General features: G+C 66.5%; 24 protein-coding genes. 16 read left to right on the forward strand and 8 right to left on the reverse strand.

What is annotated here, in order from left to right:
• The first annotated feature begins 60 nt into the window (after nt 1-60).
• The 6 genes from EO136_RS10585 to EO136_RS10610 are packed head-to-tail and all read left to right on the forward strand — an operon-like array spanning nt 61 to nt 6,550.
• Nucleotides 61-1,593 (forward strand): ABC transporter ATP-binding protein, encoded by a 1,533-nt coding sequence (locus EO136_RS10585; protein ID WP_246018335.1) that lies wholly within the window; start codon nt 61-63, stop codon nt 1,591-1,593.
• Complete coding sequence (locus EO136_RS10590; protein ID WP_127144385.1) at nt 1,590-2,657, forward strand: ABC transporter permease; 1,068 nt, start codon at nt 1,590-1,592, stop codon at nt 2,655-2,657. Before EO136_RS10585 ends, EO136_RS10590 begins: the two co-directional genes overlap by 4 nt.
• Nucleotides 2,644-3,558 (forward strand): ABC transporter permease, encoded by a 915-nt coding sequence (locus EO136_RS10595; RefSeq protein ID WP_127144461.1) that lies wholly within the window; start codon nt 2,644-2,646, stop codon nt 3,556-3,558. The genes EO136_RS10590 and EO136_RS10595 overlap by 14 nt, the downstream gene beginning before the upstream one ends.
• A gap of 44 nt (nt 3,559-3,602) precedes the next feature.
• Nucleotides 3,603-4,919 carry an amidohydrolase gene (locus tag EO136_RS10600; protein ID WP_127144386.1) on the forward strand — a complete coding sequence of 439 codons (1,317 nt, stop codon included), beginning with the start codon at nt 3,603-3,605 and terminating at the stop codon, nt 4,917-4,919.
• Between the two features lie 41 nt (nt 4,920-4,960).
• Nucleotides 4,961-5,788 (forward strand): purine-nucleoside phosphorylase, encoded by an 828-nt coding sequence (locus EO136_RS10605; protein WP_127144387.1) that lies wholly within the window; start codon nt 4,961-4,963, stop codon nt 5,786-5,788.
• A gap of 3 nt (nt 5,789-5,791) precedes the next feature.
• Entirely contained in the window at nt 5,792-6,550 is a 759-nt protein-coding gene (locus tag EO136_RS10610) for an SDR family NAD(P)-dependent oxidoreductase (protein WP_127144388.1), read from the forward strand.
• 21 nt (nt 6,551-6,571) lie between these two features.
• On the opposite strand, the gene EO136_RS10615 is transcribed toward EO136_RS10610, so the two are convergent.
• Genes EO136_RS10615 through mtnK form a run of 5 tightly spaced genes read right to left on the reverse strand, consistent with a single transcriptional unit; the run spans nt 6,572 to nt 12,012 of the window.
• Nucleotides 6,572-7,696, reverse strand: coding sequence for a RuBisCO large subunit C-terminal-like domain-containing protein (locus EO136_RS10615; RefSeq protein ID WP_127144389.1), 1,125 nt, complete (start codon nt 7,694-7,696; stop codon nt 6,572-6,574).
• Between the two features lie 2 nt (nt 7,697-7,698).
• Nucleotides 7,699-8,700, reverse strand: coding sequence for a transketolase family protein (locus EO136_RS10620; protein ID WP_127144390.1), 1,002 nt, complete (start codon nt 8,698-8,700; stop codon nt 7,699-7,701).
• The gene (locus EO136_RS10625) at nt 8,693-9,637 is read right to left on the reverse strand and encodes a transketolase (RefSeq protein ID WP_127144391.1); all 945 of its coding nucleotides are present in this window, start codon (nt 9,635-9,637) and stop codon (nt 8,693-8,695) included. Before EO136_RS10625 ends, EO136_RS10620 begins: the two co-directional genes overlap by 8 nt.
• 3 nt (nt 9,638-9,640) lie before the next feature.
• Nucleotides 9,641-10,744 (reverse strand): S-methyl-5-thioribose-1-phosphate isomerase, encoded by a 1,104-nt coding sequence (gene mtnA / locus EO136_RS10630; RefSeq protein WP_127144392.1) that lies wholly within the window; start codon nt 10,742-10,744, stop codon nt 9,641-9,643.
• Entirely contained in the window at nt 10,741-12,012 is a 1,272-nt protein-coding gene (gene mtnK / locus EO136_RS10635) for an S-methyl-5-thioribose kinase (protein WP_127144393.1), read from the reverse strand. Before mtnK ends, mtnA begins: the two co-directional genes overlap by 4 nt.
• A gap of 242 nt (nt 12,013-12,254) precedes the next feature.
• Here mtnK and EO136_RS10640 point away from each other — a divergent pair, with 242 nt between their 5' ends.
• The 5 genes from EO136_RS10640 (at nt 12,255) to EO136_RS10660 (ending at nt 19,334) form a co-directional block, all read left to right on the forward strand.
• Nucleotides 12,255-13,802, forward strand: coding sequence for a sugar ABC transporter ATP-binding protein (locus EO136_RS10640; protein ID WP_127144394.1), 1,548 nt, complete (start codon nt 12,255-12,257; stop codon nt 13,800-13,802).
• Nucleotides 13,803-13,840: 38 nt separating this feature from the next.
• Nucleotides 13,841-14,845, forward strand: a complete 1,005-nt coding sequence (locus EO136_RS10645) for an ABC transporter permease (protein WP_127144462.1) — start codon at nt 13,841-13,843, stop codon at nt 14,843-14,845.
• A gap of 41 nt (nt 14,846-14,886) precedes the next feature.
• Complete coding sequence (locus EO136_RS10650; protein ID WP_127144395.1) at nt 14,887-15,939, forward strand: substrate-binding domain-containing protein; 1,053 nt, start codon at nt 14,887-14,889, stop codon at nt 15,937-15,939.
• A gap of 351 nt (nt 15,940-16,290) precedes the next feature.
• On the forward strand, nt 16,291-17,256 hold the full coding sequence (locus tag EO136_RS10655; protein WP_127144396.1) for a sugar-binding transcriptional regulator: 966 nt from the start codon (nt 16,291-16,293) through the stop codon (nt 17,254-17,256).
• A 23-nt stretch (nt 17,257-17,279) separates the two neighbouring features.
• Nucleotides 17,280-19,334, forward strand: coding sequence for a bifunctional aldolase/short-chain dehydrogenase (locus EO136_RS10660; protein ID WP_127144397.1), 2,055 nt, complete (start codon nt 17,280-17,282; stop codon nt 19,332-19,334).
• 98 nt (nt 19,335-19,432) lie between these two features.
• On the opposite strand, the gene EO136_RS10665 is transcribed toward EO136_RS10660, so the two are convergent.
• From EO136_RS10665 to EO136_RS10675, 3 genes are all read right to left on the reverse strand, one after another.
• Nucleotides 19,433-20,296 (reverse strand): TadE/TadG family type IV pilus assembly protein, encoded by an 864-nt coding sequence (locus EO136_RS10665; RefSeq protein WP_164730534.1) that lies wholly within the window; start codon nt 20,294-20,296, stop codon nt 19,433-19,435.
• 10 nt (nt 20,297-20,306) lie between these two features.
• Nucleotides 20,307-20,846 (reverse strand): TadE/TadG family type IV pilus assembly protein, encoded by a 540-nt coding sequence (locus EO136_RS10670; RefSeq protein ID WP_127144399.1) that lies wholly within the window; start codon nt 20,844-20,846, stop codon nt 20,307-20,309.
• A gap of 133 nt (nt 20,847-20,979) precedes the next feature.
• Nucleotides 20,980-21,441, reverse strand: coding sequence for a pilus assembly protein N-terminal domain-containing protein (locus EO136_RS10675; RefSeq protein WP_127144400.1), 462 nt, complete (start codon nt 21,439-21,441; stop codon nt 20,980-20,982).
• Between the two features lie 297 nt (nt 21,442-21,738).
• On the opposite strand from EO136_RS10675, the gene EO136_RS10680 reads away from it, so the two are divergent.
• The 5 genes from EO136_RS10680 to EO136_RS10700 all read left to right on the forward strand — a co-directional run bounded on the left by EO136_RS10680 (nt 21,739) and on the right by EO136_RS10700 (nt 25,341).
• Nucleotides 21,739-21,933 (forward strand): Flp family type IVb pilin, encoded by a 195-nt coding sequence (locus EO136_RS10680; RefSeq protein WP_127144401.1) that lies wholly within the window; start codon nt 21,739-21,741, stop codon nt 21,931-21,933.
• A 117-nt stretch (nt 21,934-22,050) separates the two neighbouring features.
• Nucleotides 22,051-22,233 (forward strand): Flp family type IVb pilin, encoded by a 183-nt coding sequence (locus tag EO136_RS10685; protein ID WP_127144402.1) that lies wholly within the window; start codon nt 22,051-22,053, stop codon nt 22,231-22,233.
• A 5-nt stretch (nt 22,234-22,238) separates the two neighbouring features.
• On the forward strand, nt 22,239-22,802 hold the full coding sequence (locus tag EO136_RS10690; RefSeq protein ID WP_127144403.1) for an A24 family peptidase: 564 nt from the start codon (nt 22,239-22,241) through the stop codon (nt 22,800-22,802).
• A gap of 250 nt (nt 22,803-23,052) precedes the next feature.
• The gene (gene cpaB / locus EO136_RS10695; RefSeq protein ID WP_127144404.1) at nt 23,053-23,949 is read left to right on the forward strand and encodes a Flp pilus assembly protein CpaB; all 897 of its coding nucleotides are present in this window, start codon (nt 23,053-23,055) and stop codon (nt 23,947-23,949) included.
• 15 nt (nt 23,950-23,964) lie between these two features.
• Nucleotides 23,965-25,341 carry a type II and III secretion system protein family protein gene (locus tag EO136_RS10700; RefSeq protein WP_164730535.1) on the forward strand — a complete coding sequence of 459 codons (1,377 nt, stop codon included), beginning with the start codon at nt 23,965-23,967 and terminating at the stop codon, nt 25,339-25,341.
• Nucleotides 25,342-25,351: the final 10 nt, after the last annotated feature.

Here is a 25,351-nt window from a genome sequence, read left to right on the forward strand (position 1 = left end):
GGCCCGCGCCAGACCCGGTGCGGGCCGTCTCCTTTTTCCTTCCCCAAGGTTGGCTGGCAGTTGAGCGGCTGGATCGCGTTATCGAACATCACCGTCCGTTTCGGCGCGCTCACGGCAGTGGACGCGGTGTCGCTGGACGTGGACAAGGGCGAAATCCACGCGGTCGTGGGTGAGAACGGGGCCGGAAAGTCCACGATCATGAACGTGCTTTTCGGGCTGCTCGTGCCCGATGAGGGCACCATCGCCATCGGGGGGACGCCCCACGCCTGGAAGACGCCCCAGGATGCCATCGCCCACGGGATCGGCATGGTGCACCAGCACTTCATGCTCCAGGATTCCATGACGGTGCTCGAGAACGTGGTCTTGTGCGCCGAACCGGTCAACCGGCTGGGGATCGTCGATTTCGCCACCGCGCGGGCCAAGCTCGAGGATATCATCGCCACCTACGGCATCCGGAGCCGGCTCGATGCGCGGGTGGCCGATCTTTCGGTGTCCGAGCGCCAGGTGGTCGAAATCCTCAAAGTGCTCTACCGCGAGGCCGAAGTGCTGATCCTCGACGAGCCCACGGCGGTCCTTACACCCCAGGAAACCCGGAGCCTTTTCGAGATCCTCGCCAATTTCAAGGCGGCGGGCAAAGCCATCGTCATCATCACCCACAAGCTCGACGAGGTGATGGAAGTCGCCGACACGGTGAGCGTGATGCGCGGGGGGCGCCTCGTCTCCTCGGGCCCGCGCGAGGCGACCTCCAAGGACGAGATCGCGCGCGGGATCATCGGGGGCGATCTGCCCGCGCCGCGCGCCCGGGGCCCCTACGCGCCCGGGGCGCCCGTGCTCAAGGTCACCGACCTTGTGGCGCGCGGCGAGGGCCGTCCGGTGGGGCCGGTGAGCCTCGAGGTGCGCAAGGGCGAGATCGTGGGCGTCGCCGCGGTTGCGGGCAATGGGCAGGCCGAACTTATCGAGACCATCGTGGGCCTGCGCCGGAGCGCGGGCGGGACCGTCTCGCTGGACGGGCAGGATCTTGCCGGCAAGGACGTGGCCGCGCGCCGGGCGCTGGGGCTGAGCTATATTCCCACCGACCGGCAGCGCGTGGGCCTCGCGCTCGAGGCCCGGGTTTCGGAAAACGCGCTGATCGGACGGGAGATGGAGAGCCGGTTCCGGCGCGGTCTGTTCCAGATCGGGAGCCAGATCGACGCCTTTGCGCGCGAGGTGATCGCGCGCTACCGCATCAAGGTGGCGGGCCCGCGGGCGAAAACCTCCTCGATGTCGGGGGGCAACAAGCAGAAGCTGGTGGTGGGGCGCGAACTGTCGCGCGAAACCCCGCTGGTGATCGCGGAAAACCCCACATGGGGCGTGGATATCGGCGCGATCGACTTCATCCATGGCGAGCTGGTGCGCATGCGCGATGCCGGGCACGCCATCCTGCTGGTCTCCACCGAAATCGACGAAATCCTCGCGCTCTCGGACCGGATCGTGGTGATGTTCGAGGGCAGGATCACGGGCAGCTTTGCCGCCTCGGACGCCGACCGGTTCGAGATCGGGGCGCTGATGACCAGCCATGGGTCGGGCGGAATACAAACAAGGGACGCCTCATGATGGCGACGGACACCGGATTTGCCGCGCGGCTCGGCCCCTGGGTGGCGGTGATCGCCTGGCTGTTCGCGATCCTTCTGGTGCTGATGATCGCCGTGGGCGCTTCGCTCGACCAGGCTGTGTCGGGATTTTTCAACGGGGCCTTCGGGGGGCGCAACAGCGCCTACCTGATGACCACGATCGGGCGGTCGGCGCTGATCATCGGCATGGCGCTCGCCGTGCTGATCAGCTTTCGGGCCGGGCTCTACAATATCGGGGGCGAAGGCCAGCTCGTGGTGGGGGGGATCGTGGCGGCGCTGGTCGGGATCTATCTCCCCGGCCCGGGACCCATGGTGCTGGCGGTCGGGATCCTCGCGGCGATGGCGGCGGCTTCGCTCTGGGCGGTGCTGGCCGGGGCACTGCAGGTCTATCTCGGCGTGCCGCTGCTGATCGGCTCGCTGCTGCTCAACTATCCGGCGCGCTATATTTCGTCCTATCTCGTGGGCCATCCGTTCCGGGACGTGGCCGCCGGCCTGCCCCAGACCCATATGGTGCCCCAGGGCGCATGGATCCCCAATTTCCCCGGCACGCGGCTGGACATGGGGATCATTCTCGTGCTGCTCGCGGCGGTATTCACCATCGTCTATGCCTATCGCACCGTTCCCGGATACCGCACGCGGATGAACGGGCTGGCGCCCGATTTCGCGCGCGCCTCGGGCCTGCCGGTGAAACGGCTGGTGTTCCAGACGCTCGCCATGAGCGGAGCGATCGCGGGGCTGGTGGGCGCGATTGCGGTGTTCGGGGTCCATTACCGGTTTTCCGACGGCATGCTGGTGCAGCCGCTCTATGCCTGGACCGGGATCATCGCGGTGCTGATGGTGGGCATGGTGCCCTGGGCGGTGCCGCTGTCGGGCTTCTTTTTCGCCGCCGTGCAGACCGGGGCCGCCGGCATGGAACGCACAGCCGGCATCCCCAAGGAGATCGGGCTGATCATGCAGGCGGCAATCATCCTTTTCGTCGCCAGCCGGCTGGCGGTGGTCAATCTGGCGGGGTCGGCTCGTGGGGAGGGCAATGATGATCGCGCTTGACGTTCTGCTCGACCCCGCCCTGCTCCAATCAATCCCGCGCTTTTTGACCCCGATCCTGCTGGCCGCGCTGGGCGGTGCGCTCTGCGAGCGGGCCGGGGTGTTCAATATCGGTCTCGAAGGGTTCATACTCACCGGCGCGTTCTGCGCGGTACTGGGGGCGTTCTTTTTCGGCTCGCCGGTGATGGGCGCGATTTCGGCCATGGCGGGGGGCGTCCTGATGGCGCTGATCTTTGCCGAATTTCACCTGCGCCGGCCGGGCGACCCGATCGTGGTTTCGATCGCGATCAACCTCCTGGCGGCGGGACTGACGCTCTATCTCCTGAGCGCGATCTTCGGGGTGACGGGTGCCTTCCGCGACCCGGGAATCCAGGGTTTTGCGATGATCCACATTCCCGTGGTCCGGGATATTCCGGTGATCGGGCAGCTTTTTTCGGGCCAGTCCCCGCTCTATTACATCGCGCTCGTCGTTGCGGTCGCCATGCACTTTTTCTTCCGGTTCCACCGGCTGGGCCTGCGGATGCGGGCGGCGGGGGAAAACCCGCAGGGGCTGGTGGTGGGCGGGGTCGACCCGCGCATCGTGCGGCTCTACGCGCTGGTTGCCTGCGGCATGCTGTGCGGGCTTGCCGGAGCGCAGCTCTCGATCGCCAATGTCACGCTGTTTGTCGACAACATGAGCGCCGGGCGCGGCTGGATCGCGGTGGTGGCGGTTCTGCTCACCCGGGGCAATCCGCTGGCGGTTCTCGGAATCGCGCTGGTTTTCGGGTTCGTGGACAGCCTTTCGTTCCGCGTGCAGGGCTATGGCGCGCCCCAGCAGTTCACCGACATGATGCCCTATCTCGCCACGCTCGCGGTGCTGATCGGGCTGTCCTTCTGGCGCAAGACGCGTCAGACACGGGCCTGAACCGGTCGCGCTTTTCAAGACGCACACATATTTGAGGAACACCAATGGTCGATCTGGTCATAGAGGGCGCAACCATCCTCACCGCCGATGCGGGCGGCACCGCCCATGCGCGCGGGGTGATGGCCGTCGAGAACGGCGCAATCGTCCATGTGGGCCCCGAGGGCAGCGGCGGGACGCTGGCGACCAATGCCAGAACCCGGCTCGATGGGACCGGGATGCTGGTGATGCCGGGTCTGATCAACACCCATTGCCACATCGCGAGCACGCTGTTTCGCGGGCTGGTCGAGGATCTGCCGCTCGAGCCCTGGCTGCAGACGGTCTGGAAGGCGGAGGCGGCGATCCTGTCACCCGAAACCACCAAGCTCGGCTCGCTGCTGGGGCTGGCGGAAATGGCGCTGGGCGGGGTGACCACCGTGGTCGACATGTTCTGGCACCCCTACCAGACGGTGGAAGCGGCCCGGGAGGTGGGGCTGCGGATTTGCGCCGGGGGCACGGTCTTTGACGGGCCCGGGGTGACCGGCGAGAGCGTTGAGACCCGGCTTGCAGCTGCGGAGGCCTTCATGGGCGATTTCGCCGGGTGCGAGGACGTCTTCCCTGCCGTCATGCCCCACGGCACCTATACGGTGGCGCCCGAGAACCTCAAAGCCGCCCACGCGATCGCCGAGCGCCATGGGGGGATCTTTGCCACCCACGCGGCGGAAACGCGCGCCGAGGTCAAGGATATCGAGACCCGCTACGGGCGCAGCGTGATCCGGCATCTCGACCATCTGGGGCTTTTAGGCCCAAAGACCATCCTCGCCCATTGCGTGCATCTCGATGACGAGGAGATCGAGATTCTCGCGCGGACCGGCACGCAGGTTTCCCACAACCCGGTGTCCAACCTCAAGCTCGCTTCGGGGGTCGCGCGCGTACCCGAGATGCTGGCGGCGGGGGTCGCGGTGTCGCTGGGGACCGACGGGGCTGTGTCGGGCAATGATCTGGACCTCTGGCTGGCGTTGCGGCTGGCCGGCATGCTGCACAAGGGGATGGCGCAGGATGCCGGCGCGGTGCCGACCGCGACCGCGCTGGACCTGGCCACGCGCGCCGGCGCGAGGGCAATCGGGCAGGAGGGCAGGCTGGGCTCGCTGGACGTCGGCAAGGCCGCCGATTTCATCATGCTCGACCTCGACCGTGCCCACGCGCTCCCGATGTTCGATCCCCTGACCCATGCGGTGTTTTCCGCCGGCAAGTCCGATGTGCGGCACGTCTTTGTGGGCGGGCGGCAGATCGTCGAGGACCGGGCGCTGACCGGCGTGGTGCTCGGCGACATCCTCGGGCAGGTGCGCGCGCTCGCCCCGCGCGTTGCCGCATCGATCGCCTGAACGGCACCAGAAAAGTTTCAGACCCAATCCGGAGACAAACCATGACCCGTTCGCAACTGGACCGGCTCGAGGCCGCCCATCGCTCGATCGCCGACCGCGTGGGCGCCCCTGCCGAAATCGCGATGATCCTCGGCTCGGGGCTGGGGCATCTGGCCGAAGCGGTGACCGACCAGACCGTGATCCCCTATGGGGAGATCGAGGGCTTTCCCACCTCCACAGCGCCCGGGCACAAGGGCCAGCTCGTCCTCGGCACGCTGGAGGGGCGCCGGGTGGTAATGATGGAAGGCCGGCTGCATCTTTACGAGGGCTGGTCGCCGCGCGACATCGGGCTGGCGGTCTATCTTCTGGCCCGGCTGGGCGCGAAAAAGCTCATCGTCACCAATGCGGCGGGTGGGCTCAATGGCGATTATGCGCCGGGCGATGTGATGCTGATCACCGACCACATGAATTTCACCGGGTTCAACCCGCTGATCGGGCCCAATGACGAGGAAATCGGGCTGCGGTTTCCCGACATGTCGCGAGCCTATGATCCCGAGCTGGCCGACAAGGCGCGGGCGGCGGCGCGGCAAGCCAATGTGCCGATGCACGAGGGTATCTATGTGGGGCTGGCCGGCCCCTCGCTCGAGACCAGCGCCGAGCGCCGCTATTACCGCTCGGCGGGCGGGGACGCGGTGGGCATGTCCACGGTGATGGAAACCATCGCGGCGGTGCATGCAGGCATGACCGTTCTGGGGATTTCCGCGATCACCAACGGGGCGACCGGCGGGCCCGAGCAGACCATCGACACGGTCGAGGACGTGGTGGCCAATGCCGCGATCTCGGGCACCAAAATCGCCGCGATGTTCAAGACGCTGCTGCCGGGGCTCTGAGCGATGGCCCTCTCGCTAGACCTTTCGGGCCGCGCCATCGCGGTCACCGGCGCGAGCGGGGGAATCGGCGCGGCGATCGCGCGGCGGCTGGCCGAGGCCGGGGCGCGGGTCGTGGTGCACTACCACGCCAACGGGCAGGCCGCCGATGCGGTGGCCGGGGAGTGCCCGGGCGCGGTGGCCATCGGGGCGGACCTTGGCTCGCAAGCCGGGTGCGAGGAGTTCTTTGCCGAGGCGCTGGCGGCGATGGGCACGCTGGACGGGCTGGTCAATTGCGCCGGACCCCAGACGCTGGTGCCGTTCGCCGAGACGAGGGCCGCCGATTTCTCAGAGATGCTCGCGGCGCATGTGACCGCGCCGGCGACGCTGATCCGGCTGCTGGCCGGCCATGGGGCCGGACGCGAGGGGGGCAGCGTGGTGGTCAACATCGCCTCGATCGAGGCGATGCGCCCGGCGCCGGCCCATGCGCATTATGCCAGCGCCAAGGCGGGGCTGGTGATGCTCACGCGCGCCGCGGCGCTCGAATTCGCGGGGATCGGGCTCAGGGTCAACGCGGTGGCGCCCGGGCTGATCGGCCGGCCGGGGATCAAAGAGCAATGGCCCGAGGGGGTGGAGCGCTGGGTGCGCACCGCGCCGCTGGGGCGGCTGGGCGCGCCCGGGGACGTCGCCGATGCGACCGCGTTCCTGTGCTCGGACCTTGCAGGCTGGATCACGGGGGAAATCCTGGTGGTCGACGGAGGAATGTCGGCCGCCCAGGGCTGGTAGGTCTCCCCGGCCCCGAACCGGTCAGGCCGCCGAGGCGGCCTCGACCAGACGGCGCGCGGCCTCTGTGATCCCTTCGGGTGCGCGCAGCAAGGCGCCGCCCACCAGATAGATCACGTCATGGCCATAGACCTCGCGCATGGCGGGGACTTTCTCGATGTTCATGCCGCCGCCCGGCGTGGGCAGGACGGGCTTGAGCCCCGCAAAGTCCTCGGCGCAGCCCGTGGCGATCGACCGGCACTCGTCCTCGGAGAACCCGAACCGGCCCCCGAAATTGGGATAGACCACGGCGTCCGCGCCCATCATGCGGGTCATCTGCCCGTAGAACACCCGGTGGGAGAACCCGGTGGTGGGGGTGATGGTGCTGGCGCCGGAAAAGGTGGGGTGGGTGACGATGGGCAGGTCAAAGCTCTCCGAGCGCGCCAGCGTGCGCGCCACGTCGAACCCCATGAGCCCGGGGGCGAGCATGACCGCGCCGGCGCCAGCGCGCTGCGCCTGCTCGGCCCGCGCCAGCGCCACGGACGTCTCCGCGGTGATGTTGGGCACGAAACTCGCGCGCCCGCCGGTTTCCCGATTGGCCTTTTCCACCGCTTCGACGCAGGCGGCGAGACGGTCGGAAAAGGGGGACGTCGCCTGATCGACGAGGCCGTGATCGTCCTTGACGAAATCCATGCCGCCAAGAGCGAACTGGTAAGCCCTGTCGGCCAGCTCGGCGGTGCTCATGCCCACGGGCTTGATCGCTGACATGAAGAGCGGGCGGCCATGGGCCCCTGCCCGCTCGCGCAGGCCCGCGGCCCCGAAGCGCGGCCCGCCACACAGCGTGGCGAGCTCGGGATTGAGCGCGATGTCGATGACCCGGAGCCCGGTCAGGATCGAGGCATTGCCGAAGACGATGTTGAGGAGCTGGAGGAAATCACCGCCCACATCGTCATTGGAATAGCTCACCTCGGCGCGGAACCCGCCCTGTTGCCCCTCATGGGGGACAAGGGCGGTGACCCGGCCCAAAAGCTCGTCCTCGATATAGCCCCGGGGCACCGCGTCGCGTGGGATCTCTAAGGTCTGCTCGAGCGCGACGGCCTCGGCCCGGGTACGGGCTTCGGCCTCGCTCGCAGCGGCGATCCAGTAGGTGACGGTGAACCGATCGGCCATGGCTAGAGCGCCTCGGCCTTGGCGGAGGAATGGACCTCGTCGAGCCGCACGGCCTCGAGCTCGCTTTCCTCGATGGTGACCGAATGGCCCAGAACCGAGACGATGGCATCGACCAGCGCCTTGGCATCGAGCCGGTACTTTTTCATGAGATAAGGCCGCGAGGCGCCGTGGGCGAAGGTGTCGTTTAGCCCGAGGCGGCGCAGCGGGATCCCGACGCCCTCCTCGGCCATGATCTCGGCGGCGATGGTGCCCAATCCGCCGGTGATGATGTGGTTTTCCAGCGTCACTACGGCCTTCTTGCCGCGCATGGCCGCGACCAGCCCGTCACGGTCGAAGGGCTTGATGGTGGAGGCGTGCAGGTGGTGAACCGAAATCCCGTGGCCCGACAGCGCGGCTGCGGCGCGCATGGCCTCCTCGGTGCAGATGCCCGAGGTCAGCACCAGTACGTCATCGCCGTCCGAGAGCGTGCGCAGGCGGTTGAATTCGAAGGGCGTGGAGAAAAGCCGGGGCACCTGTCCGCGCAGGATGCGCACATAGACCGGCCCGTCGACCGCATCGGCGGCTTCGAGAACGGTTTCCACCTCGGTGGCGTCCCCGGTTTCCAGCACGGTCATGTTGGGGATGGCGCGCATCACCGCGATGTCCTCGATGGCCTGATGGGTGATCCCGCCCGGGGTGGTGATGCCGGGAAGAAAGCCCATCATCCGGACCTTGCGGTTGGAATAGGCGATCGAGTTGATGAGCTGGTCGTAGGGGCGGCGGTAGAGAAAGACCGCAAAGGTGTGGATGAAGGGCCGGAACCCCTGCATGGCCAGCCCGCCGGCAAACGAGAGCATGTTCTGCTCGGCCATGCCCAGCGAGAGGAACTGGTCGGGGTGCCGGTCACGGAACCCGTCGACCTCGCACGAGGAGGTGAGGTCCGCCGACAGGCACAGGACCTCCGGGCGGGCGACCGCGAAGGTCTCGAACGCGGAGGCGTAGGGGCGATTGACGATCTCAACCATGGGCGAGAGCCTCCAGCTCGGTTTCGGAAATGCCCAGTTCGCGGGCGATCTCGGTCTGCATGTCCTGCTTTTCCTCGGCCGACTTGAACCGGACGTAATGGAGGCGCGGGAAGCGCTTCTTGAGGTGGCTCATGCCCTGGAAGGGCGAGGTGTTGGCCAAGACGAACAGCGGCTTGCCCGGCTCGAAGGCCGACGTGGCCTTGCGCAGCACGTCGAGGTCGTGACCGTCCACGGACTGGACCGTCGCCCCGAAGCTCGCGACGCGGCCGGCAAGATCGCCCAGATCGAGCACCGAGGACATGGCGCCGTCGCATTGCTGGCTGTTGACGTCCACGATCACCCCGACATTGTCGATGCCGTGGTAGTTCATCGCCGCGATCGCTTCCCAGGTCTGGCCTTCCTGGAATTCGCCGTCCGACATGAAGACCCAGACCTTGCCGGGCTCACCGGCGCGCTTGCGCGCCCAGGCGAGGCCCGAGGCCATGGACAGGCCCTGGGCGAGCGAGCCGGTGGTCACTTCCATGCCCGGGCTGTGCTCGGCGCCGATCATCTCGACCGAGCCGCCATCGCGGTTGAAGTGTTCGAGCCCTTCCTCGCCCATGCGGCCCATTTCGATGAGCGCCGAATAGATGACCAGCGCATAATGCGCGGGCGAGACGAAGAAGCGGTCGTATTCGGGCGCGAAAGGGCCGTGATAGCCCGCGCCCGTGAAGGCGTCGGGATTGGAGGCCGAGGGCACGCCCATGAAGGGCTTTGGCGTCATCGGCAGGGTCGGGGCGCCCAGATTGAGCACCTCGTTATACATCAGCGCCAAAAACTCGGCGGCCGAACAGGCCTGGCTGAGATAACCGCCATTGTTGCGCATGGAGTGGAAGAAGACGCGCCGGCGGATGCCGTGGGCGATCTCCTCGGTGGATTTCCTGTTCGGGATGGCCATGGTCTACTCGGCTGCCTGACGTTCGGGGAAAAGGGCGAGAAGGCCCTGGGCGGAGGCCTCGGCGACGCCGCGCTCGGTGACGAGCCCCGTCACGAGCCGGGCGGGGGTGACGTCGAAGGCGGGATTGCCGGCCGGGGAATCCTCGGGCGAGATGCGCACCTGGATGACCTTGCCCTCGGCGGTCTTGCCCCAGACGAGGGACACTTCGTCGCCGCTGCGCTCCTCGATGGGGATCTCGCGGACCCCGTCGCGCACCGTCCAGTCGATGGTGGGAGACGGCAGGCAGACATAGAAGGGCACGTTGTTGTCTTTTGCGGCCAGCGCCTTGAGATAGGTGCCGATCTTGTTGCAGACATCGCCTTCCGCGGTGGTGCGGTCGGTGCCCACAAAGACAACGTCGACCATGCCGTGCTGCATCAGGTGACCGCCGGCATTGTCCACGATCAGGGTATGGGACACCCCGTGGCCGGCCATTTCCCATGCGGTGAGCTGGGCGCCCTGATTGCGGGGGCGGGTTTCGTCCACATAGACGTGGACGGGAATGCCTTCCTCTGTCGCCAGATAGATCGGCGCGGTGGCGGTGCCGTAATCGACGGTGGCCAGCCAGCCCGCATTGCAATGGGTGAGGATGTTGACCGGCTCGCCGGGCTTCTTGGTCGCGGCGATCTTGCGGATGATCTCGAGACCGGCCTTGCCGATGGCGCGGTTGATCTCGATATCCTCGGCGGCGATTTCCGCGGCGCGGGCGTAGGCGGCTGCGGCGCGCTCACCCTCGGGGAGCGGGTCGAGCGTGGCGCGCATGGCGTCGAGCGCCCAGCGCAGGTTGATCGCGGTGGGGCGCGTCTCGTGGAGGATGTCATAGGCTTTGGAGAGCGCTGCGTCCGAGGCGTCCTCGCGCATCTGCCAGGCAATGCCATAGGCCGCAGTGACCCCGATCAGGGGGGCGCCGCGCACCCACATGTCGCGGATGGCGGTGGCGAACGCATCGAGCGAGGAGAGGGTGACCACCCTGAACTCGTGGGGCAGCCAGCGCTGGTCGATGATATCGACCGAGCGCCCATCGGCATTGAGCCAGATGGTCGTGTAATGGGTATCACCGACATTCATGTGACGATCTCCTTTTCGATCCGCTTCGCCGTGGCCCGGATCTGGGCCATCGAGGCGATGGAACAACGATTGACGGCGAGGTGCCGGCCCATTTCGAGCGCGCGGGTTTCGCAGCGGGCGCGCAGGTCGGGATCCTCGATGGTTTCAAAGTCGGCATTGTGGGCAAGGCCCAGAATGCGCCGGTGCATTTCGATGCCGGCAAAGCCCAGCATGTCGCGCCAGATATCGGCCAGCATGGCATCGAGCGCCTGCTGGGCACCCAGATGATCGCCCTGATCCTCGAAAAGGGTGCGCGGATAGAGCATGCCGGTGCGCTCGGTATGCCAGAGGGTGGAGAACTCGGCGGCAAAGACCGACCATATCTCCTCGACGACGCCCAAGAGATAGGTCCGCATCTCCTCACGCGAGCCCTCGGCCTCGTGGCCGGACTGGGAGAAGTAGGACATCCAGAAATTGGCGAGCAGCATGCCCACGTCAAAGGCGATGGGGCCATAGAACGCGAATTCGGGGTCGATGACGCGGGTATCGGTGTCGGTGACCATGACCGAGCCGGTGTGCAGATCACCATGGACCAGCGTCTGGGCGTTGGCCGAAAACAGCGTCTTGAGGCGCTGGGCCTCGACCTTGAGGTCGCGGTCGGCCCGCAGGCGCGCCACGATGCCGTCGAGCTGGGGCGTGGTGTGCGCGTTCATGGGCGCGTCGAAATAGGGGTCGGTGAAGACCAGGTTTTCGGTGATGTCGCAAAGCTCGACATTGTCCGAAAAGAGCCCCAGATCGGCCTTGCGGTCGCGCGCGGCCATCGAGAGGTCCGAGCCGCGAAAGAGCGTGCGGGCGACAAAGAGCCCCAGATCACGGCCGATGTCGGGGAGCCGGCGCCCCTCGATCAGCGCCCGGCGCAAGATGATGTGGGGGGAGAGGAACTCCATGACGATCAGGGCCTGATCCTGGTCGAAATGGTAGATTTCGGGCACACGGCCCGGATCGCGATCGGCCTGGCGCACCAGCGCGTGATACTCAAAGAACGAGCGCTTGAGCGGCAAGGGCCAGCTGTCGCCCACCAGCCGCACATAGGGCAGCGCCTGCTTGACGATGGCCGAGCCGTCGGACCCATCGACGATGAACACGAGGTTGAGATTGCCGTCGCCAACCTCGCGCACCGACCAGGCGGCGGTGTCGGTCCCGATGCGGTCGGTGAGCGCCGTGACCGCGCCAAGCCGCTCGGGCAGCGTTTCAATGGAAAGCGGCTCGAAGGCCGGGGTATCTGTCATTGGGCTCCTCCTCGGTCTCCTCCGGGCGCCGACCACACGGGGCGCCAACAGGCGCCATCGATCATGGTTCGGGCACGCTTTGCTGCGCGGCACGGCCAGCGGGCTGCGCGCGGCAAACACGCCGAGACGCAGGGCAGCGGGCCACCCGGTTTCTTCTTGGCTAGCGCCGGGATTGTCATTTGTCAATCCGCTTGACATTTGATTAGAGATGGCTAGCATCGCCAGCCAAGGGAGGAAGACGAATGGTGGCTAACGCCGTCTTCACGATCAATGGTCTGCGCAAATCCTTCGGGCCCATCGAGGTCCTCGGGGGGATCGACCTTGCGCTCGCCCCCGGGCAGGTGACCGTGCTCATGGGCGCGAACGGGGCGGGCAAGTCCACGCTCGTCAAGATCATGAGCGGGGTCTACACGCGCTCTTCGGGCACCATGGAGCTTGCGGGCCGGCCTTTCGCGCCCGCGACCCCGGCTGAAGCCATCCGCGCGGGCGTCGTCACCGTCCACCAGAGCATCAATGACGGTGTGGTCGCCGATCTCGACGTGGCGACCAACCTCACGCTCGACAGGCTCAGCGGCACGGGCTCGAAGCTGATGTTCAACCCGGGCAGGGTGCGCCGCGAGGCGCGCGCCGTGGCCGAGCGGGTCGGGCTCGATATCGACATGAAAAAGCAGGTCCGCGAGCTCTCGCTGGCCGACCGGCAGATGGTCTCGATCGCCCGCGCCATGGCGCATGAACCGCAGGTCCTCGTCCTTGACGAGCCCACCTCCTCGCTCTCGAGCGCGGAAGCCGAGCGCCTGTTCGCGCTCGTCGACCGGCTGCGCGATCGCGGAGTGGCCATCCTTTATATTTCCCACCGCATGAGCGACATCCGCCGGGTGGCCGACACCATCGTGAGCCTGCGCGACGGAGTGATCACCGGCACGTTCGACACCGAACCGCTCGACTATGAGGGCGCGGTCAACGCCATGCTGGGCCGGCGGATCGACGCAGGCCAGATCGAGGCGCGCGCCGCCACGGGAGCTGTACTTTCGGCCAAGGGCCTCCGGATCGCCGAGGGCGCCGAGCCTTTCGACCTCGAGCTGGGCGCCGGCGAGATCGTCGCGGTCACCGGGCTGGTGGGCGTGGGCAAGACCGCGCTTGCCGAGACGCTGTTCGGCCTGCGCACCCCGCTTGGCGGCACGATGACGCTGGGCGGAAAGCCTTACGCGCCGCGCGCGCCGGGCAAGGCGATCGAGCAGGGCGTTTTCCTTCTGGCCAAGGACCGGGCCTCGAGCGGGATCGTCCATGATTTCGACATCGGCCGGAACATCTCGCTGCCGTTCCTGCGCGGGCTTTCGGCGGGCACGATCATGCAGCGCGGAGCCGAGCAGCAGCGCGCCCGCGACCAGATCGCCGCGCTCAACATCGTATGCCGGGGCGAGCGCGACGAGATGAGCGCGCTGTCGGGCGGCAACCAGCAAAAGGTGATGGTAGCCCGCTGGATGGCCGAGCCTGCGCGGGTCTTCATCCTCGACGAACCCTTCCAGGGCGTGGACATATCCGCGCGCCGGGACATGGCCGCCAAGCTCAGGGCGTCGGCACAAGGTCGGGCGACGCTGGTGTTTCTCACCGAACTCGATGAGGTCTTCGAGATCGCGGACCGGATCCTCGTGATGTCGGAACACACCATCGTGGGCGCCCACCGCAATGGCGAGATCGATTTCGACCGCCTGCTTTCACAAATCGCCGGGGACGGCGCCGCGCAGGCCGCCGCCACGACCACGACACAAGAAAAGACCACCGCCCCATGACCAGCCAGACCCGCCCAGAGACCACGTCCGCTTCGCCCATGGACAAGAACGCCATCATCGACCTTGCGATCCGGTTCGGGTTTCTCGCCCTGCTGGTGGGCATGGTGCTGTTCTTCTCGTTCGCATCGCGCGGCTTTGCCTCCCCCCAAAGCGCGGTGTTCATCCTGCAATCGGTAGCGATCACCGGCATTCTGGCGCTGGGCGTGACGGCAACACTCGTGGTGGGCGGGTTCGACCTTTCCATCGGATCGGTGGCGACCACCGCGATGATGGCGGCGTCCTATGTCATGGTCGTGATGGAGCAGAGTGCGCTGGTGGCGGTGATCGTGTGCCTCGTGATCGGCGCGGTGGTGGGCGTGATCAATGGCTGGCTGATCGTTTACATGCGCGTGCCCGACCTTCTGGCGACGCTGGGCATGATGTTCCTTCTGATCGGGCTCCAGCGCATCCCGACCGAGGGCCGCTCCATTGCCACGGGCATGAGCCTGCCCGACGGCACGACGGCCCAGGGCACGTTCAGTGAAGCGTTCCTGGCGCTGGGGCGGCACCGGTTCGACCTCATCATCCCCAATTTCATACCCGTTTCGGTGGTGGTGCTGATCGTTCTGGCCGTGCTGATCTGGTTCTTCCTCGAATACACCCGGTTCGGCCGGATGATGTATGCCGTGGGCTCGAACGCGCAGGCCGCGCGGCTGGCGGGCGCGCCGGTGCGGGCCTACAAGATCTGGGCCTATGTGATTTCGGGCGTCTTCGCCTCGATCGGCGGCATCCTGCTGGCGGCCCGGCTCGGGCGCGGGGACATTGCCTCGGGCAACAATCTGCTGCTCGATTCGGTCGCCGCGGCGCTGATCGGGTTCGCGGTGCTGGGCGCGGCCAAGCCCAATGCCTTCGGCACCGCCATGGGCGCGCTGTTCGTGGGGATCCTGCTTCAGGGCCTCACCATGATGAACGCGCCCTATTACACCCAGGACTTCATCAAGGGCTTCGTCCTCGTCATCGCCCTTGTGTTCACGTTCGCGCTCTCCCAGCGCGGAAAGCAATAGGCCGGCACAACAGCCCGCCAAACCAGGAGGAGTAACTGACAATGACGATTTCCAGACGGACCTTCGGCCGCATCGCGGCCGGGCTTATGGCCGCTTCGGGGCTGGTGAGCGTGCCTGCGCTCGCCCAGGACATGCCCGCCCCCTTCGATAATCCCGAAGAGGTGACCATCGCGCTGGTGCGCTATCTTTCGACCGGCGACTTCTTTCAGGCCTATCTCTCGGGCGTGGAATCCCAGGCCGAGGCGCTGGGCGTCGACCTGCGGGTGCTCGACAGCCGCCAGGACGCGGCGCTGCAGGCCGATATGGTCGATCAGGCCATCGCTCTGGGGGTCGACGGTATCATCATCCAGCACGGGCTGACCGAATCCATGCGTGAAGCGGCCCAGCGGGCCGTCGACGCGGGCATCAAGGTCGTGGCGTTCGACGTGGATGTCGAGAACGAAGCCATTCCCCAGATCGAGCAGTCCGACCGCGATCTGGCTCGCCTCGCGCTCGAGCAGGCCATCGCGGACAATGGCGAAGAGTGGACCGCGGCATACGTCTACGTGCCCGGCATCGCCCCGCTCGACCGCCGCGACGAAACCTGGCAGGAGTTCAAGGAGCGCTATCCGGGCATCAACGAGGTCGCCCAGTTCGGCACGCTCGACAACCCGATCGCCAACTCCAACGCCAACCAGGCCCGCTCGGTACTGGCCGCCAACCCCGACGTCACCGTCGTCTTTGCCCCCTATGACGAGTTTGCCAAGGGCGTGAAGATTGCCGTGGACGAAGCGGGCATGAGCTCGCAGATCAAGATCTACTCGGCCGACGTCTCGACCTCCGACATCGCCGCGATGCGCGAGCCCGACAGCGCATGGGTCGCCACTGCCGCCACCAACCCCGCCGTTGTGGGCGAGGTTTCGGTGCGGGCGCTGGCCATGCAGCTTGCAGGCGAGGATGTGGGCGCCAGCGTGATCGTGCCGCCGACCCTGATCACCCAGGACATGCTGCTTGAGAACGAAATCACCAACATGGAAGAGCTGTCGGTCCGCCTGCCCCAGTTCGCCCATGCGGACGTGGCCACGCCCGAGTGGATGCCGCTTCCGGCCCGCTGAGACGCTCGGTCTCTCAGCGTTCGACAGACACAGGAAAAGGCGGGCCACCACGCCCGCCTTTTTCATGGATGGGCCGTCCATGGTGATTTGACAAATGTCAGAGCAATCGAATATTGTCTAAGCGCGGACTCCGGACACTGCCGGATCGGGAACGATCCTAGACGCCGGGCCGAGGATGGGGAGGATAGGTTCTTCCCGCACAACAAGGCCTGAGGGGCCGAGAACGGGAACGCCGGGGCCCCGCTTTTCTGACCGGGTCAGAACAGGCGTCCACGGCCAGCACGATTTGCGCCGGCGCGCTGGGGGCATGTGTCCACGGATTCGCCAGGCGCTCGAGGGAGGGACCGGCAGGTGATTTTGCGCGCCAACGATCAGATTGTCCACAAGGCCGCCTGGCTCTATTACACGCACAATTTGCGCCAGGACGAGGTGGCGAGGCGTCTCAACATCTCCCGGGCATCGGTCGCGACCTATCTGCGCAAGGCGCGCGAGACCGGGATCGTGAGCATTGCCGCCTCCACCCAGCTTTTCTCCGACGACATCCTCGCCCGCCGGCTCGAGGACGCGCTGGGGCTCGATGCGGTGTGGGTGGTGACCGAGGACCGCCAGGCGCTCGACCCCGCGACCGAAATCCCCGTGGTGGCGGCAAGCGCGTTTCTCGAGCTCGTGCAGTCGGGCTCGCGGATCGGGGTGGCCTGGGGGCGGACGGTCTACCACATCGCCGACGTGATGAGCTATGCGGACGTCCAGGACGCCACCGTGCTCCAGCTCTGCGGCAATCTGGGCGCGCCCTACAATTACCGGCCCGACCAGTGCACCATGGAAATCGCCCGGCGGCTCAACGCCCAGGGCATCAACCTTTATGCCCCCCTGATCCTGAGCTCGGAATCGCTGGCCGCCGATATACGGTCCGAGCCGGTGATCGCCGAGCAGCTCGCCGCGATCAGCGCCTGTGACCTGGCGCTCTATTCGGTGGGGAGCGTGGACAAGGACAGCCACATCGTGCGCTGCGGCGCGCTGACCGCAGACGAGCTGGCCGCCCTGGGCGAGGAGGGCGCCACCGGGGTGATCGGCGGGCAATTGATCGACGCGGACGGCCAGCTCATGGACTGCGCCTACAACAGACGGCTGATTTCCGCCGATCTCGATGCGGTGCGGGCGATCCCGCGCCGGATCATGGTGGTGGCCGAAGACAGCAAGTTCGATGCCCTTGCCGCGGCGATCCGCGGCGGGTTCGTCTCCCATCTCGTGGTGACCGCCTCGATGGCGCGGCGCCTTCTCGATCTCTGGGACACCCAGAGCCAGACCACACCCTGAACGCAGGACGCGATAAGCCAGACATGGACACTCTCTACGATCCCAAGACCGCCCAGGAGTTCATCACCCGTTACGCCGAGCGCGGCATCAATGCCGACTGGGCCGAGCGGGTCTATACCACGCGCCTTCTGGGCGGCGAGCCCCGGCTCGTGCTCCATGGCGGGGGCAACACTTCGGTCAAGACGACGGCCACCGACCTCGTGGGCGAGACCTGGGACGTCCTGTGCGTGAAGGGCTCGGGCTGGGACATGGGGGTGATCGAGCCCGAGGGCCTGCCCGCGGTCAAGCTCGGCCCGCTGCTCAAGGCCCGGGCGCTCGACACGCTGAGCGACGAGGACATGGTGGCGCTCCAGCGCGCCAACCTCATCGATCCGGGGGCGCCCAACCCGTCGGTCGAGACGCTGCTGCACGCCTTTTTGCCGCACAAATTCGTCGACCACACCCATTCGACCGCCATTCTGGCACTGGTTGACCAGGACGACAGCCGGGCCCTTTGCGAGGAGGTCTACGGCAAACGGCTGGGGTTCGTGCCCTATATCATGCCCGGCTTTGCGCTGGCCAAGGCGGCGGCCGAAGTCTATGACGCGGACCCAACGGTCGAGGGGCTGCTGCTCGACAAGCACGGGATCTTCACCTTCGGGGATACGGCCAAACAGGCCTATGACCGGATGATCGCGTTCGTCTCGATGGCCGAAGAGCGGATCGCGCGGGGCAAACCCCAACCCTTCGTGCCCGCGCGCCTGCCCGCCGAGCTGGCGAGCCCGCGCGCCATCGCGCCCATGCTGCGCGGCGCGCTGGCGATCGCGCACGGGGCACGCCGGTTCGACCGGATGGTGCTCTCGTTCCGCACCAGCGACGCGATCCGGGCCCTGACCGATGCGGAAAACGTCGAGGAGCTCGCCCGGCGCGGGGTGTCGACGCCGGACCTTTCGATCCGCATCAAGACCGGCCCGATGGTGCTGCCGGCGCCCGAGCGGGCGGGGCTCGCAGACTATCGCGCCGTGATCGAGGAGCGGGTGAGCCAGTATTGCGCGGCCTATGAGCAGTACTTTGCGACAAACGACGCGCGCGACGACGTGGCACGCACCATGCTCGACCCCATGCCCCGGCTGGTGCTGGTGCCCGGGCTGGGCATGTTCGGGGTGGGCCGGACGCAAAAGGAAGCGGGCGTGGCCGCCGATGTGGGCGAGATGTGGGTCGAGGCGGTGCGGGGCGCCGAAGCGGTGGCAAGGTTCTCCCCGGTGACCAAGCCCGATCTTTTCGACCTGGAATACTGGTCGCTCGAACAGGCCAAGCTCAAGGGCAATGCGCCCAAACCGCTGACCGGCCAGGTGGCGCTGGTGACCGGGGGCGCGGGGGCGATCGGGGCGGCGACTGCGGCGCTGCTGGCGGCCAATGGTGCGCATGTGGCGGTGCTCGATCTCGACGGCGCGGCGGCCCAGGCCGTTGCCAAGCGCGCGGGCAATGGGGCGATCGGGCTTGAGTGCGACGTCACCGATCCCGCGGCGATCGCCGAGGCAATCGATGCGGTGATCGACCGGTTCGGCGGGCTCGACATCGTGGTCTCCAATGCCGGGGCGGCGTTCGAGGGCGCGATCGGGACGGTCGACGATGCGCTGTTGCGCAGGAGCTTCGAGTTGAACTTCTTTGCCCATCAGAACCTCGCCAAGGCGGCGGTCGCGGTGATGGCGGAGCAGAAAACAGGCGGCGCGCTGCTCTTTAACGCCTCCAAGCAGGCGGTCAATCCGGGGGCCAATTTCGGCGCCTATGGCCTGCCCAAGGCGGCGACGCTGTTCCTCTCGCGGCAATATGCGCTCGAATACGGGGCGCTGGGAATCCGCGCGAACGCGGTCAATGCCGACCGCATCCGCTCAGGACTTCTGACGCCCGAGATGATCGAGAGCCGGTCCAAGGCGCGCGGGCTGTCAGTCGAGCAGTATCTGGGCGGCAACCTTCTGGGCGTGGAGGTGACCGCCGAGGACGTGGCCCGGGCCTTCCTCCATCATGCGCTGGCCGACCGGACCACCGCGGACGTGACCACTGTGGACGGGGGCAATATCGCGGCGGCCCTGCGCTAGAGCATATCCCGTTCTGATTGAATCAGAACGGGAGCTCCAAGTCTTCGATGTGTCACGATTGTCCGGGGGCAAGGCGGAGCGCTTCGCCCCCGGATCGCTCAGCGGCAATTGTTGCCCTGGCCGCGTCCACCGCTGTTGCCTGCGCAATTGTCGCGCCCGCCATTGCCCGGCCCGTTCCCATTGCCGGGGCCGTTTCCGTTACCCGGGCCGTTGCCATTGCCCGGTCCGTTGCCGTTGCCGGGGCCGTTTCCATTGCCCGGTCCGTTGCCGCCGGAATTGCCGTTTCCGTTTCCGTTACCGTTGCCGCCGCCCTGACCGCCTGAACCGCCGGGGGTCTCGTCTTCATCGGCATTCCCCGCGTCGGGGTCGGCGGGCTCCTCGCCAGCGGGAGGGGCGGAGCCGGAGATATCGAGGGATGCGGCGCGGATGCGCGGCAGATTGAAATTGCGCTTGTGGAGCGGCACGCTGGCGTCAAAGACCACATCGAACGAGGGTGCGAAGGCGTACCAGCCCTCGGTGACCAGAACGTACTGGCCCGCCGCGAGCGGGATGATTTCGGGGGGGAGTTCGGGCGCCTCGTCCGCAGCCAGATCGGGGGCGCCATTGTAGGCGATGGTGTCGGTGACCTGCGTGGTGCCGTCGTCTGAAACCGCGACCACCGAAATACGCAGGCCGGCGCGCGTTCCATCAAAGGGCCGCATCAGCACCTCGCCGGCGGCGATGAAGGCATCGACTTCCGCGCGCGTGACCGTGCCGGATTCCTGGGCCATCAGGTCCGAGATCGTGGCGGTGGCGTGGGAGAGCTTGCGGTCCACGGCAATGCCCTGGCTGACGTCTATGGCGCCGAGATAGAGCAGCAGCATGAACGGCACGATCAGCGCGAATTCCAGTGCGGCGATGCCGCGCCGGTCCCGCCAGAGGGCGACCAGCGCCGCGCCCATACCGATAAGTCCTCGCCCCATCATACGCTCCTCAGAAGGCTTCATTGCGGAAAAGCCGGGCCGCCGCCAGAAGACGGCGGCCGTCCGGCGTCGCGCCGGCGATCAGCCCTGGAATGGTGACGATCACCGGCCATTTGTAATAGGCCTCGACCAGCATCAGGGCATCGCCCTGCCCGGTTTCGTAGCGGGTTTCGATCGTCCAGTCGCCGGTTTGGGGATCGATGGGGCTGGTGGCCGCATAGCTGGCGAAGCCTTCGAGCGGGCGCACCGAGACCTTGAGGTTCTCGCAGTCAAAGAGCCCGTAGCCGCGGGTGCAGATCTCGTTGCGATAGGCCTCGGCCGTTATGGTCTGGGCCTGGCCGGTGCGCACCAGCCGTGCCGTGGACTGGACGGCGCTGTCGAGCGCATGACCGGCGAAGAACGCCATGGAGGTTTCGAGAATGGCCCCGATCAGCAGGATGAAGATGGGGCCGATAATGGCGAACTCGACCATGGTTGCCCCGGACTGGGACCGGCCAAAACGCGCCGGAAGGCTCGTGCCCCCGCTTCTCTTGTCCTTGCGCACCACCATGATGGTTCCCCGCGTCTGTAACTCGGGCGGATCATGGGCCGGGATGGCTAACCGCTGGTTACGCGGCAGCGCGATGAGACGGAGAGATCGACGGGAGCGTAAACCAAGCCCTAACGCGGGCAAGAGTGGGCTCTTACTGCGCGGCGGCGTCCACGAGGTCGGACGAGACCATGACGTCGGAGGTGTATGTGGTGTCGTCGCCCAGCGTAATGGTGCGCTGGCAGGTGGGGGCGCAGGCCATGGAGGTGCGGCGGTCGCCCATGAAGACGGTGAGGGTATCGCTCTTTACCTGGGTGACCTCGACGATGGTGTCGGCGATGGGATCGCCGGCGGCGTCGAGCACGATCAGGTTGGTTCGCCCGAAGCTCTTGCCCGTCAGAACGAGCGTGCGGGGGTCCTGGATGGTGACGTCGGCCACGCCCGGATTGCCGATGATGACGGTGGCGGCGGGCGCGCTGATGCGCAGCACGCGCGCCATGTTGGCATCGACGCTCACGACCGAGCCCGCCTCGACCGCGCCGGCCCCGGTGACGGCGGCGCCGGCTCCAAAGGCCAGAAGGGTGGCGAGGGCGACGCTGGAGAGATACCGGGCCATGGGTCGATCTGCCTTGCTCGAAGGGAAATGGTTACCCGATCATGGGGGACAATGGTTTACATTTGGCAAATGCGGGAGATTGCGGCACGCGTAGTCCTGGTCTTTAGATTTGCTTACAATTTTAGCCAAGAGGGAACCTTCCATTAGTCATAGCCAAGTTCTTGGCGCGGTTTTGGGCTGGACGGCCCGCGATTAACTTAATTTCAACAGCTCGGGCCCTAATTGTCAGTTGAGTTCGATGTGTGACGCGTCGAACCGATGCCGTCACTTCCGAGACGCACGAACAAGGAGCCAGACATGAACCTTCTCAAGAAATTCGCCAATGACGAATCCGGCGCAACCGCCATCGAATATGGCCTGATCGCCGCTCTGATTTCCGTCGCCATCATCGTGGCCGTGACCGCGCTAGGCGGCAATCTGAGCAGCACGTTCGAGTATATCAATGATTGCTTGACTGATGAATGCCCCGCAGAGCCCACTACTCCGGCATAACAAGCTTCGGCATACGCCGACCTGTAGAGGGGGGACCACCGTGTCCCCCCTTTTTCCTTTGTTAAGAGCTTGGGGCCAATTCTAGCAGCCGGCCATCAGGATTCCGGGGGGGACGATATGGATACTGCGTTCAAGTCAATGTGCGATGACCAAGGTGGAGCGACAGCGATCGAATACGCCTTGATTGCCAGCCTTGTCTCCATCTTCATTATCGGGGCATTGATGATGGTCAATGGCAGCATGATCGAGATGTTCAATTTTATCGCCGAGAACATCAACCCGGCCTTGCAGCAGAACTAGAGACAATGACCGTTCCCGATACCGTTCTTCTTTATGTCTTCCCCGCCCTGATGATCGCCGCGGCGGTATCCGACCTTTTGACCATGCGTATTCCCAATCTGCTGGTGCTGGGCACAGGGGTGGCCTTCGTGATCGTTGCCCCTCTCGCCGGGCTGGGGCTCGCGACGATGGGCATGCATCTGGTTGCGGCCCTTCTCGTGCTGGCCGTGACTTTCGGGCTGTTCGCGGCGGGATGGATCGGCGGGGGAGACGCCAAGTTCGCTGCGGCAGCCGCGTTGTGGGTGGGTTTTGAACTCCTCTTGCCCTATCTGCTGATTGCAGGGGTTGCGGGAGGCCTTCTGACCCTGGTGTTGCTGCTCGCGCGCCGTTTCAGCCTGCCAGCGCGCCTCGTGACGGTTGGCTGGATCGACCGGCTGCATCAGCCCAAGACGGGCGTGCCCTACGGGATCGCGCTCGCGGCGGCGGGGCTTTTGATCTATGCCCAGACCGATATCCACGCCGCGCTCACCGCGCTGCCGGCGCTCGGCGGAACCGAGGGCGATCTTTTCGAGCAGCTCCAGACGTTCTGACCCCCTCGCCCTTTGAACAGTTCAGGCCCGCGCCGGATGTCTCCAGGCTCGGGCCTTTTTGCATCAAAGGGTTGGCAAATGCGGCTAAACCTTTGGTTAACCTTTTCAAAAAAGCCCCGGTTAACCAAGTTTTGACCCTTTGGTCTCCATAGTGCGCCCCAATGTAGTGGTGCTGTCGGACAAGCGTATCGGTCCCGGCGCCAGAACGGGCCGGCCTGCGCCGGTCCGACCCTGATCGGGAGTGTGGTTGATGAGGCCAGCGCGTATCCTGCTTATCGTCGTTGCGGTCGCCGCCGGTGGTCTGGCCGCGGTGCTGGCCATGCGCGGCAGCGAGGCGCCCGAGCTCGAACCCGTGCAGGTGACCCAGGTCGAGCAGGAGCCCCGCACCCAGGTGCTGGTGGCCAACCGCTCCATGGGGCTGGGCCACAGGATCATGCCGGGGGACGTCGCCTGGCAGGACTGGCCGCAGGGCGCGATCCGGCCCGAATACATCACGATCGAACAGGTGCCCGACGCTCCCGAGCAGATGGAAGGCGCGGTCGCGCGCTTCGAGATCTTCATCGGCGAGCCGGTGCGCGAGGCCAAGCTCGTGCGCTCGAGCCAGGGCTATCTCTCTGCCGTCATCTCCCAGGGGATGCGCGCGGTCTCGATCTCGGTGACCCCGGAATCGGCCTCCGGCGGCTATATCGTGCCCAACGACAGGGTCGATGTGGTCCTGACCCGCTCGGGCTCCTCGTTTTCCGAAACCATCCTCGCCAATGTGCGGGTGCTGGCGATCGGCGCGCGGCTCGGGGAGGTCCCCGACGCTCCCGAGGCGGCCGAAAGCCCCGCCAACCAGCGGTTCGACACCGGCCAGGTGGCCACGCTGGAACTGTCTCCGGCCCAGTCGGAGTCCGTGCTCAACGCCTCCTCGGCGGGCCGGCTTGCGCTGGTTCTGCGCTCGATCTCCGATTTCGCCGAGAGTCCTTCGTCCGAGCAGGGCCGTTCCCAGGCCATCAGGCTGATCCGACACGGCCAGGAACGCTCGGTGGTCTCGGGCAGCTTCGTTGCCGAGGCTCCCGAACCCCTCGAGGCCACCTCACCCCCCGCCCCGGTCCTCCAGACCCAACAGCCGATCGGCGATCCGGTCGAGATCGAGCTCAGATAGATGCGGTACACGCCCATGACATCTTCCAGCACCATCGCGTCCATCGGGGCGCCGGCACGCCTCCTGAGCGCAGCGCTGCTGGGGCTCACACTGGTCCTGGGGCTCACCGTGCCGGGCCCGGCCCTGGCCAATTCCCCGCATCTGCGGATCGCCCACAGCGAAGTGGGCCGGACCCAGCACGTGGAAGTGGGGGTCAACAAATCCCTGATCATCGACCTTCCCGTCGAGGCGGGCGAGGTGATCGTCTCCCAGCCCAACGTCGCCAATGCCATCATGCGGACCCGCTCGCGGGCGGTGATCCAGGGGGTCTCCTCGGGGGAAACCAACATCTTCTTTCTCGACCCCAACGGGGGCGGGATCGCGGTCGTGGAAATCTCGGTGGTCCAGGATTCCTCGGGGCTTGCCGCCACGATCAACCGGCTGGTTCCCGGCTCGCGGATCCAGGTGCAGTCCTTTTCCGACGCGGTGGTGCTCTCGGGGCAGGTCGCTTCGGCCGATGATCTCGAACGCGCCCTCGGCATTGCGGGCCAGTATGTGGGCGACCCCGCGCGGGTGACCAGCGTGATCGACGTGGCGGGCGGCCAGCAGGTGGCGCTCAAGGTCGTGGTCGCCGAGGTCAAGCGCGACACCGCCCACGAGCTGGGCATCGACCTTTCGGGCCAGCTTTCGGTGGGTGCGGTCAATCTGGGGGTCAACAACATCCCCAATGCCGGGGCCACGACCAACGGCTACAGCGCCGATTTCTCGGGCTCGAACCTTGCGATCAATGCCTCGCTGCGCGCGCTCGAATCGCGCCAGGCCGTCCGGCTTCTGGCCGAACCGGTGCTCACGGCGATGTCGGGGCACGCGGCAAGCTTTCACGTGGGGGGCGAACTGCCGATCCGGGTGAGCAATGACGACGACGAGGAATCCTTCGAGTTCAAGCCCTACGGCATCCAGCTCGACTTCACCCCCACCGTCCGCTCCAACGGCATCATCGCGCTCGAGATCGACACCGAAGTCTCCGAGCCCCAGCTCAACAACACACTCAATACGCGCCGCGCCAGCACCTCGGTGGAACTGGGGGCCTACCAGACCCTTGCCATCGCCGGGCTGTTCGAGGAGCGCTCGCGCCGGCAGGTGAGCGAGCTGCCCGGGCTGGGCAACATCCCGATCCTGGGCGCGCTGTTCCGCTCGCACGAATACATCACCGAGCAGACCGAACTGGTGATCCTCGTCACCCCGATGATCGCCCATGCCCAGGACACAAGGCCGGTGCTGCCGACCGAAAAGACCTACCCCACAGGCAATGCCGAAGCGACCTTCCTTGGCCGGATGGAGCATCTTTACGGCGTGGGCCATGGCTCGGGTGGCGGTCAGTTCCGCGGCTCGGTCGGCTTTGTGATCGACTAACCCAGCGCAG

Source organism: Pelagibacterium montanilacus (assembly GCF_003992665.1).
Taxonomy (GTDB): Bacteria; Pseudomonadota; Alphaproteobacteria; order Rhizobiales; family Devosiaceae; genus Pelagibacterium; species Pelagibacterium montanilacus.

Excerpts from the sequence above, each read along its gene's own strand:
- EO136_RS10590 (WP_127144385.1), top strand. The coding sequence starts at position 1,590 with ATGATGGCGACGGACACCGGATTTGCCGCGCGGCTCGGCCCCTGGGTG.
- EO136_RS10595 (WP_127144461.1), top strand. The coding sequence starts at position 2,644 with ATGATCGCGCTTGACGTTCTGCTCGACCCCGCCCTGCTCCAATCAATC.
- EO136_RS10600 (WP_127144386.1), top strand. The coding sequence starts at position 3,603 with ATGGTCGATCTGGTCATAGAGGGCGCAACCATCCTCACCGCCGATGCG.
- EO136_RS10605 (WP_127144387.1), top strand. The coding sequence starts at position 4,961 with ATGACCCGTTCGCAACTGGACCGGCTCGAGGCCGCCCATCGCTCGATC.
- EO136_RS10610 (WP_127144388.1), top strand. The coding sequence starts at position 5,792 with ATGGCCCTCTCGCTAGACCTTTCGGGCCGCGCCATCGCGGTCACCGGC.
- EO136_RS10615 (WP_127144389.1), bottom strand. The coding sequence starts at position 7,696 with ATGGCCGATCGGTTCACCGTCACCTACTGGATCGCCGCTGCGAGCGAG.
- EO136_RS10620 (WP_127144390.1), bottom strand. The coding sequence starts at position 8,700 with ATGGTTGAGATCGTCAATCGCCCCTACGCCTCCGCGTTCGAGACCTTC.
- EO136_RS10625 (WP_127144391.1), bottom strand. The coding sequence starts at position 9,637 with ATGGCCATCCCGAACAGGAAATCCACCGAGGAGATCGCCCACGGCATC.
- mtnA (WP_127144392.1), bottom strand. The coding sequence starts at position 10,744 with ATGAATGTCGGTGATACCCATTACACGACCATCTGGCTCAATGCCGAT.
- mtnK (WP_127144393.1), bottom strand. The coding sequence starts at position 12,012 with ATGACAGATACCCCGGCCTTCGAGCCGCTTTCCATTGAAACGCTGCCC.
- EO136_RS10640 (WP_127144394.1), top strand. The coding sequence starts at position 12,255 with ATGGTGGCTAACGCCGTCTTCACGATCAATGGTCTGCGCAAATCCTTC.
- EO136_RS10645 (WP_127144462.1), top strand. The coding sequence starts at position 13,841 with ATGGACAAGAACGCCATCATCGACCTTGCGATCCGGTTCGGGTTTCTC.
- EO136_RS10650 (WP_127144395.1), top strand. The coding sequence starts at position 14,887 with ATGACGATTTCCAGACGGACCTTCGGCCGCATCGCGGCCGGGCTTATG.
- EO136_RS10660 (WP_127144397.1), top strand. The coding sequence starts at position 17,280 with ATGGACACTCTCTACGATCCCAAGACCGCCCAGGAGTTCATCACCCGT.
- EO136_RS10665 (WP_164730534.1), bottom strand. The coding sequence starts at position 20,296 with ATGGGGCGAGGACTTATCGGTATGGGCGCGGCGCTGGTCGCCCTCTGG.
- EO136_RS10670 (WP_127144399.1), bottom strand. The coding sequence starts at position 20,846 with ATGGTGGTGCGCAAGGACAAGAGAAGCGGGGGCACGAGCCTTCCGGCG.
- EO136_RS10675 (WP_127144400.1), bottom strand. The coding sequence starts at position 21,441 with ATGGCCCGGTATCTCTCCAGCGTCGCCCTCGCCACCCTTCTGGCCTTT.
- EO136_RS10680 (WP_127144401.1), top strand. The coding sequence starts at position 21,739 with ATGAACCTTCTCAAGAAATTCGCCAATGACGAATCCGGCGCAACCGCC.
- EO136_RS10685 (WP_127144402.1), top strand. The coding sequence starts at position 22,051 with ATGGATACTGCGTTCAAGTCAATGTGCGATGACCAAGGTGGAGCGACA.
- EO136_RS10690 (WP_127144403.1), top strand. The coding sequence starts at position 22,239 with ATGACCGTTCCCGATACCGTTCTTCTTTATGTCTTCCCCGCCCTGATG.
- cpaB (WP_127144404.1), top strand. The coding sequence starts at position 23,053 with ATGAGGCCAGCGCGTATCCTGCTTATCGTCGTTGCGGTCGCCGCCGGT.
- EO136_RS10700 (WP_164730535.1), top strand. The coding sequence starts at position 23,965 with ATGACATCTTCCAGCACCATCGCGTCCATCGGGGCGCCGGCACGCCTC.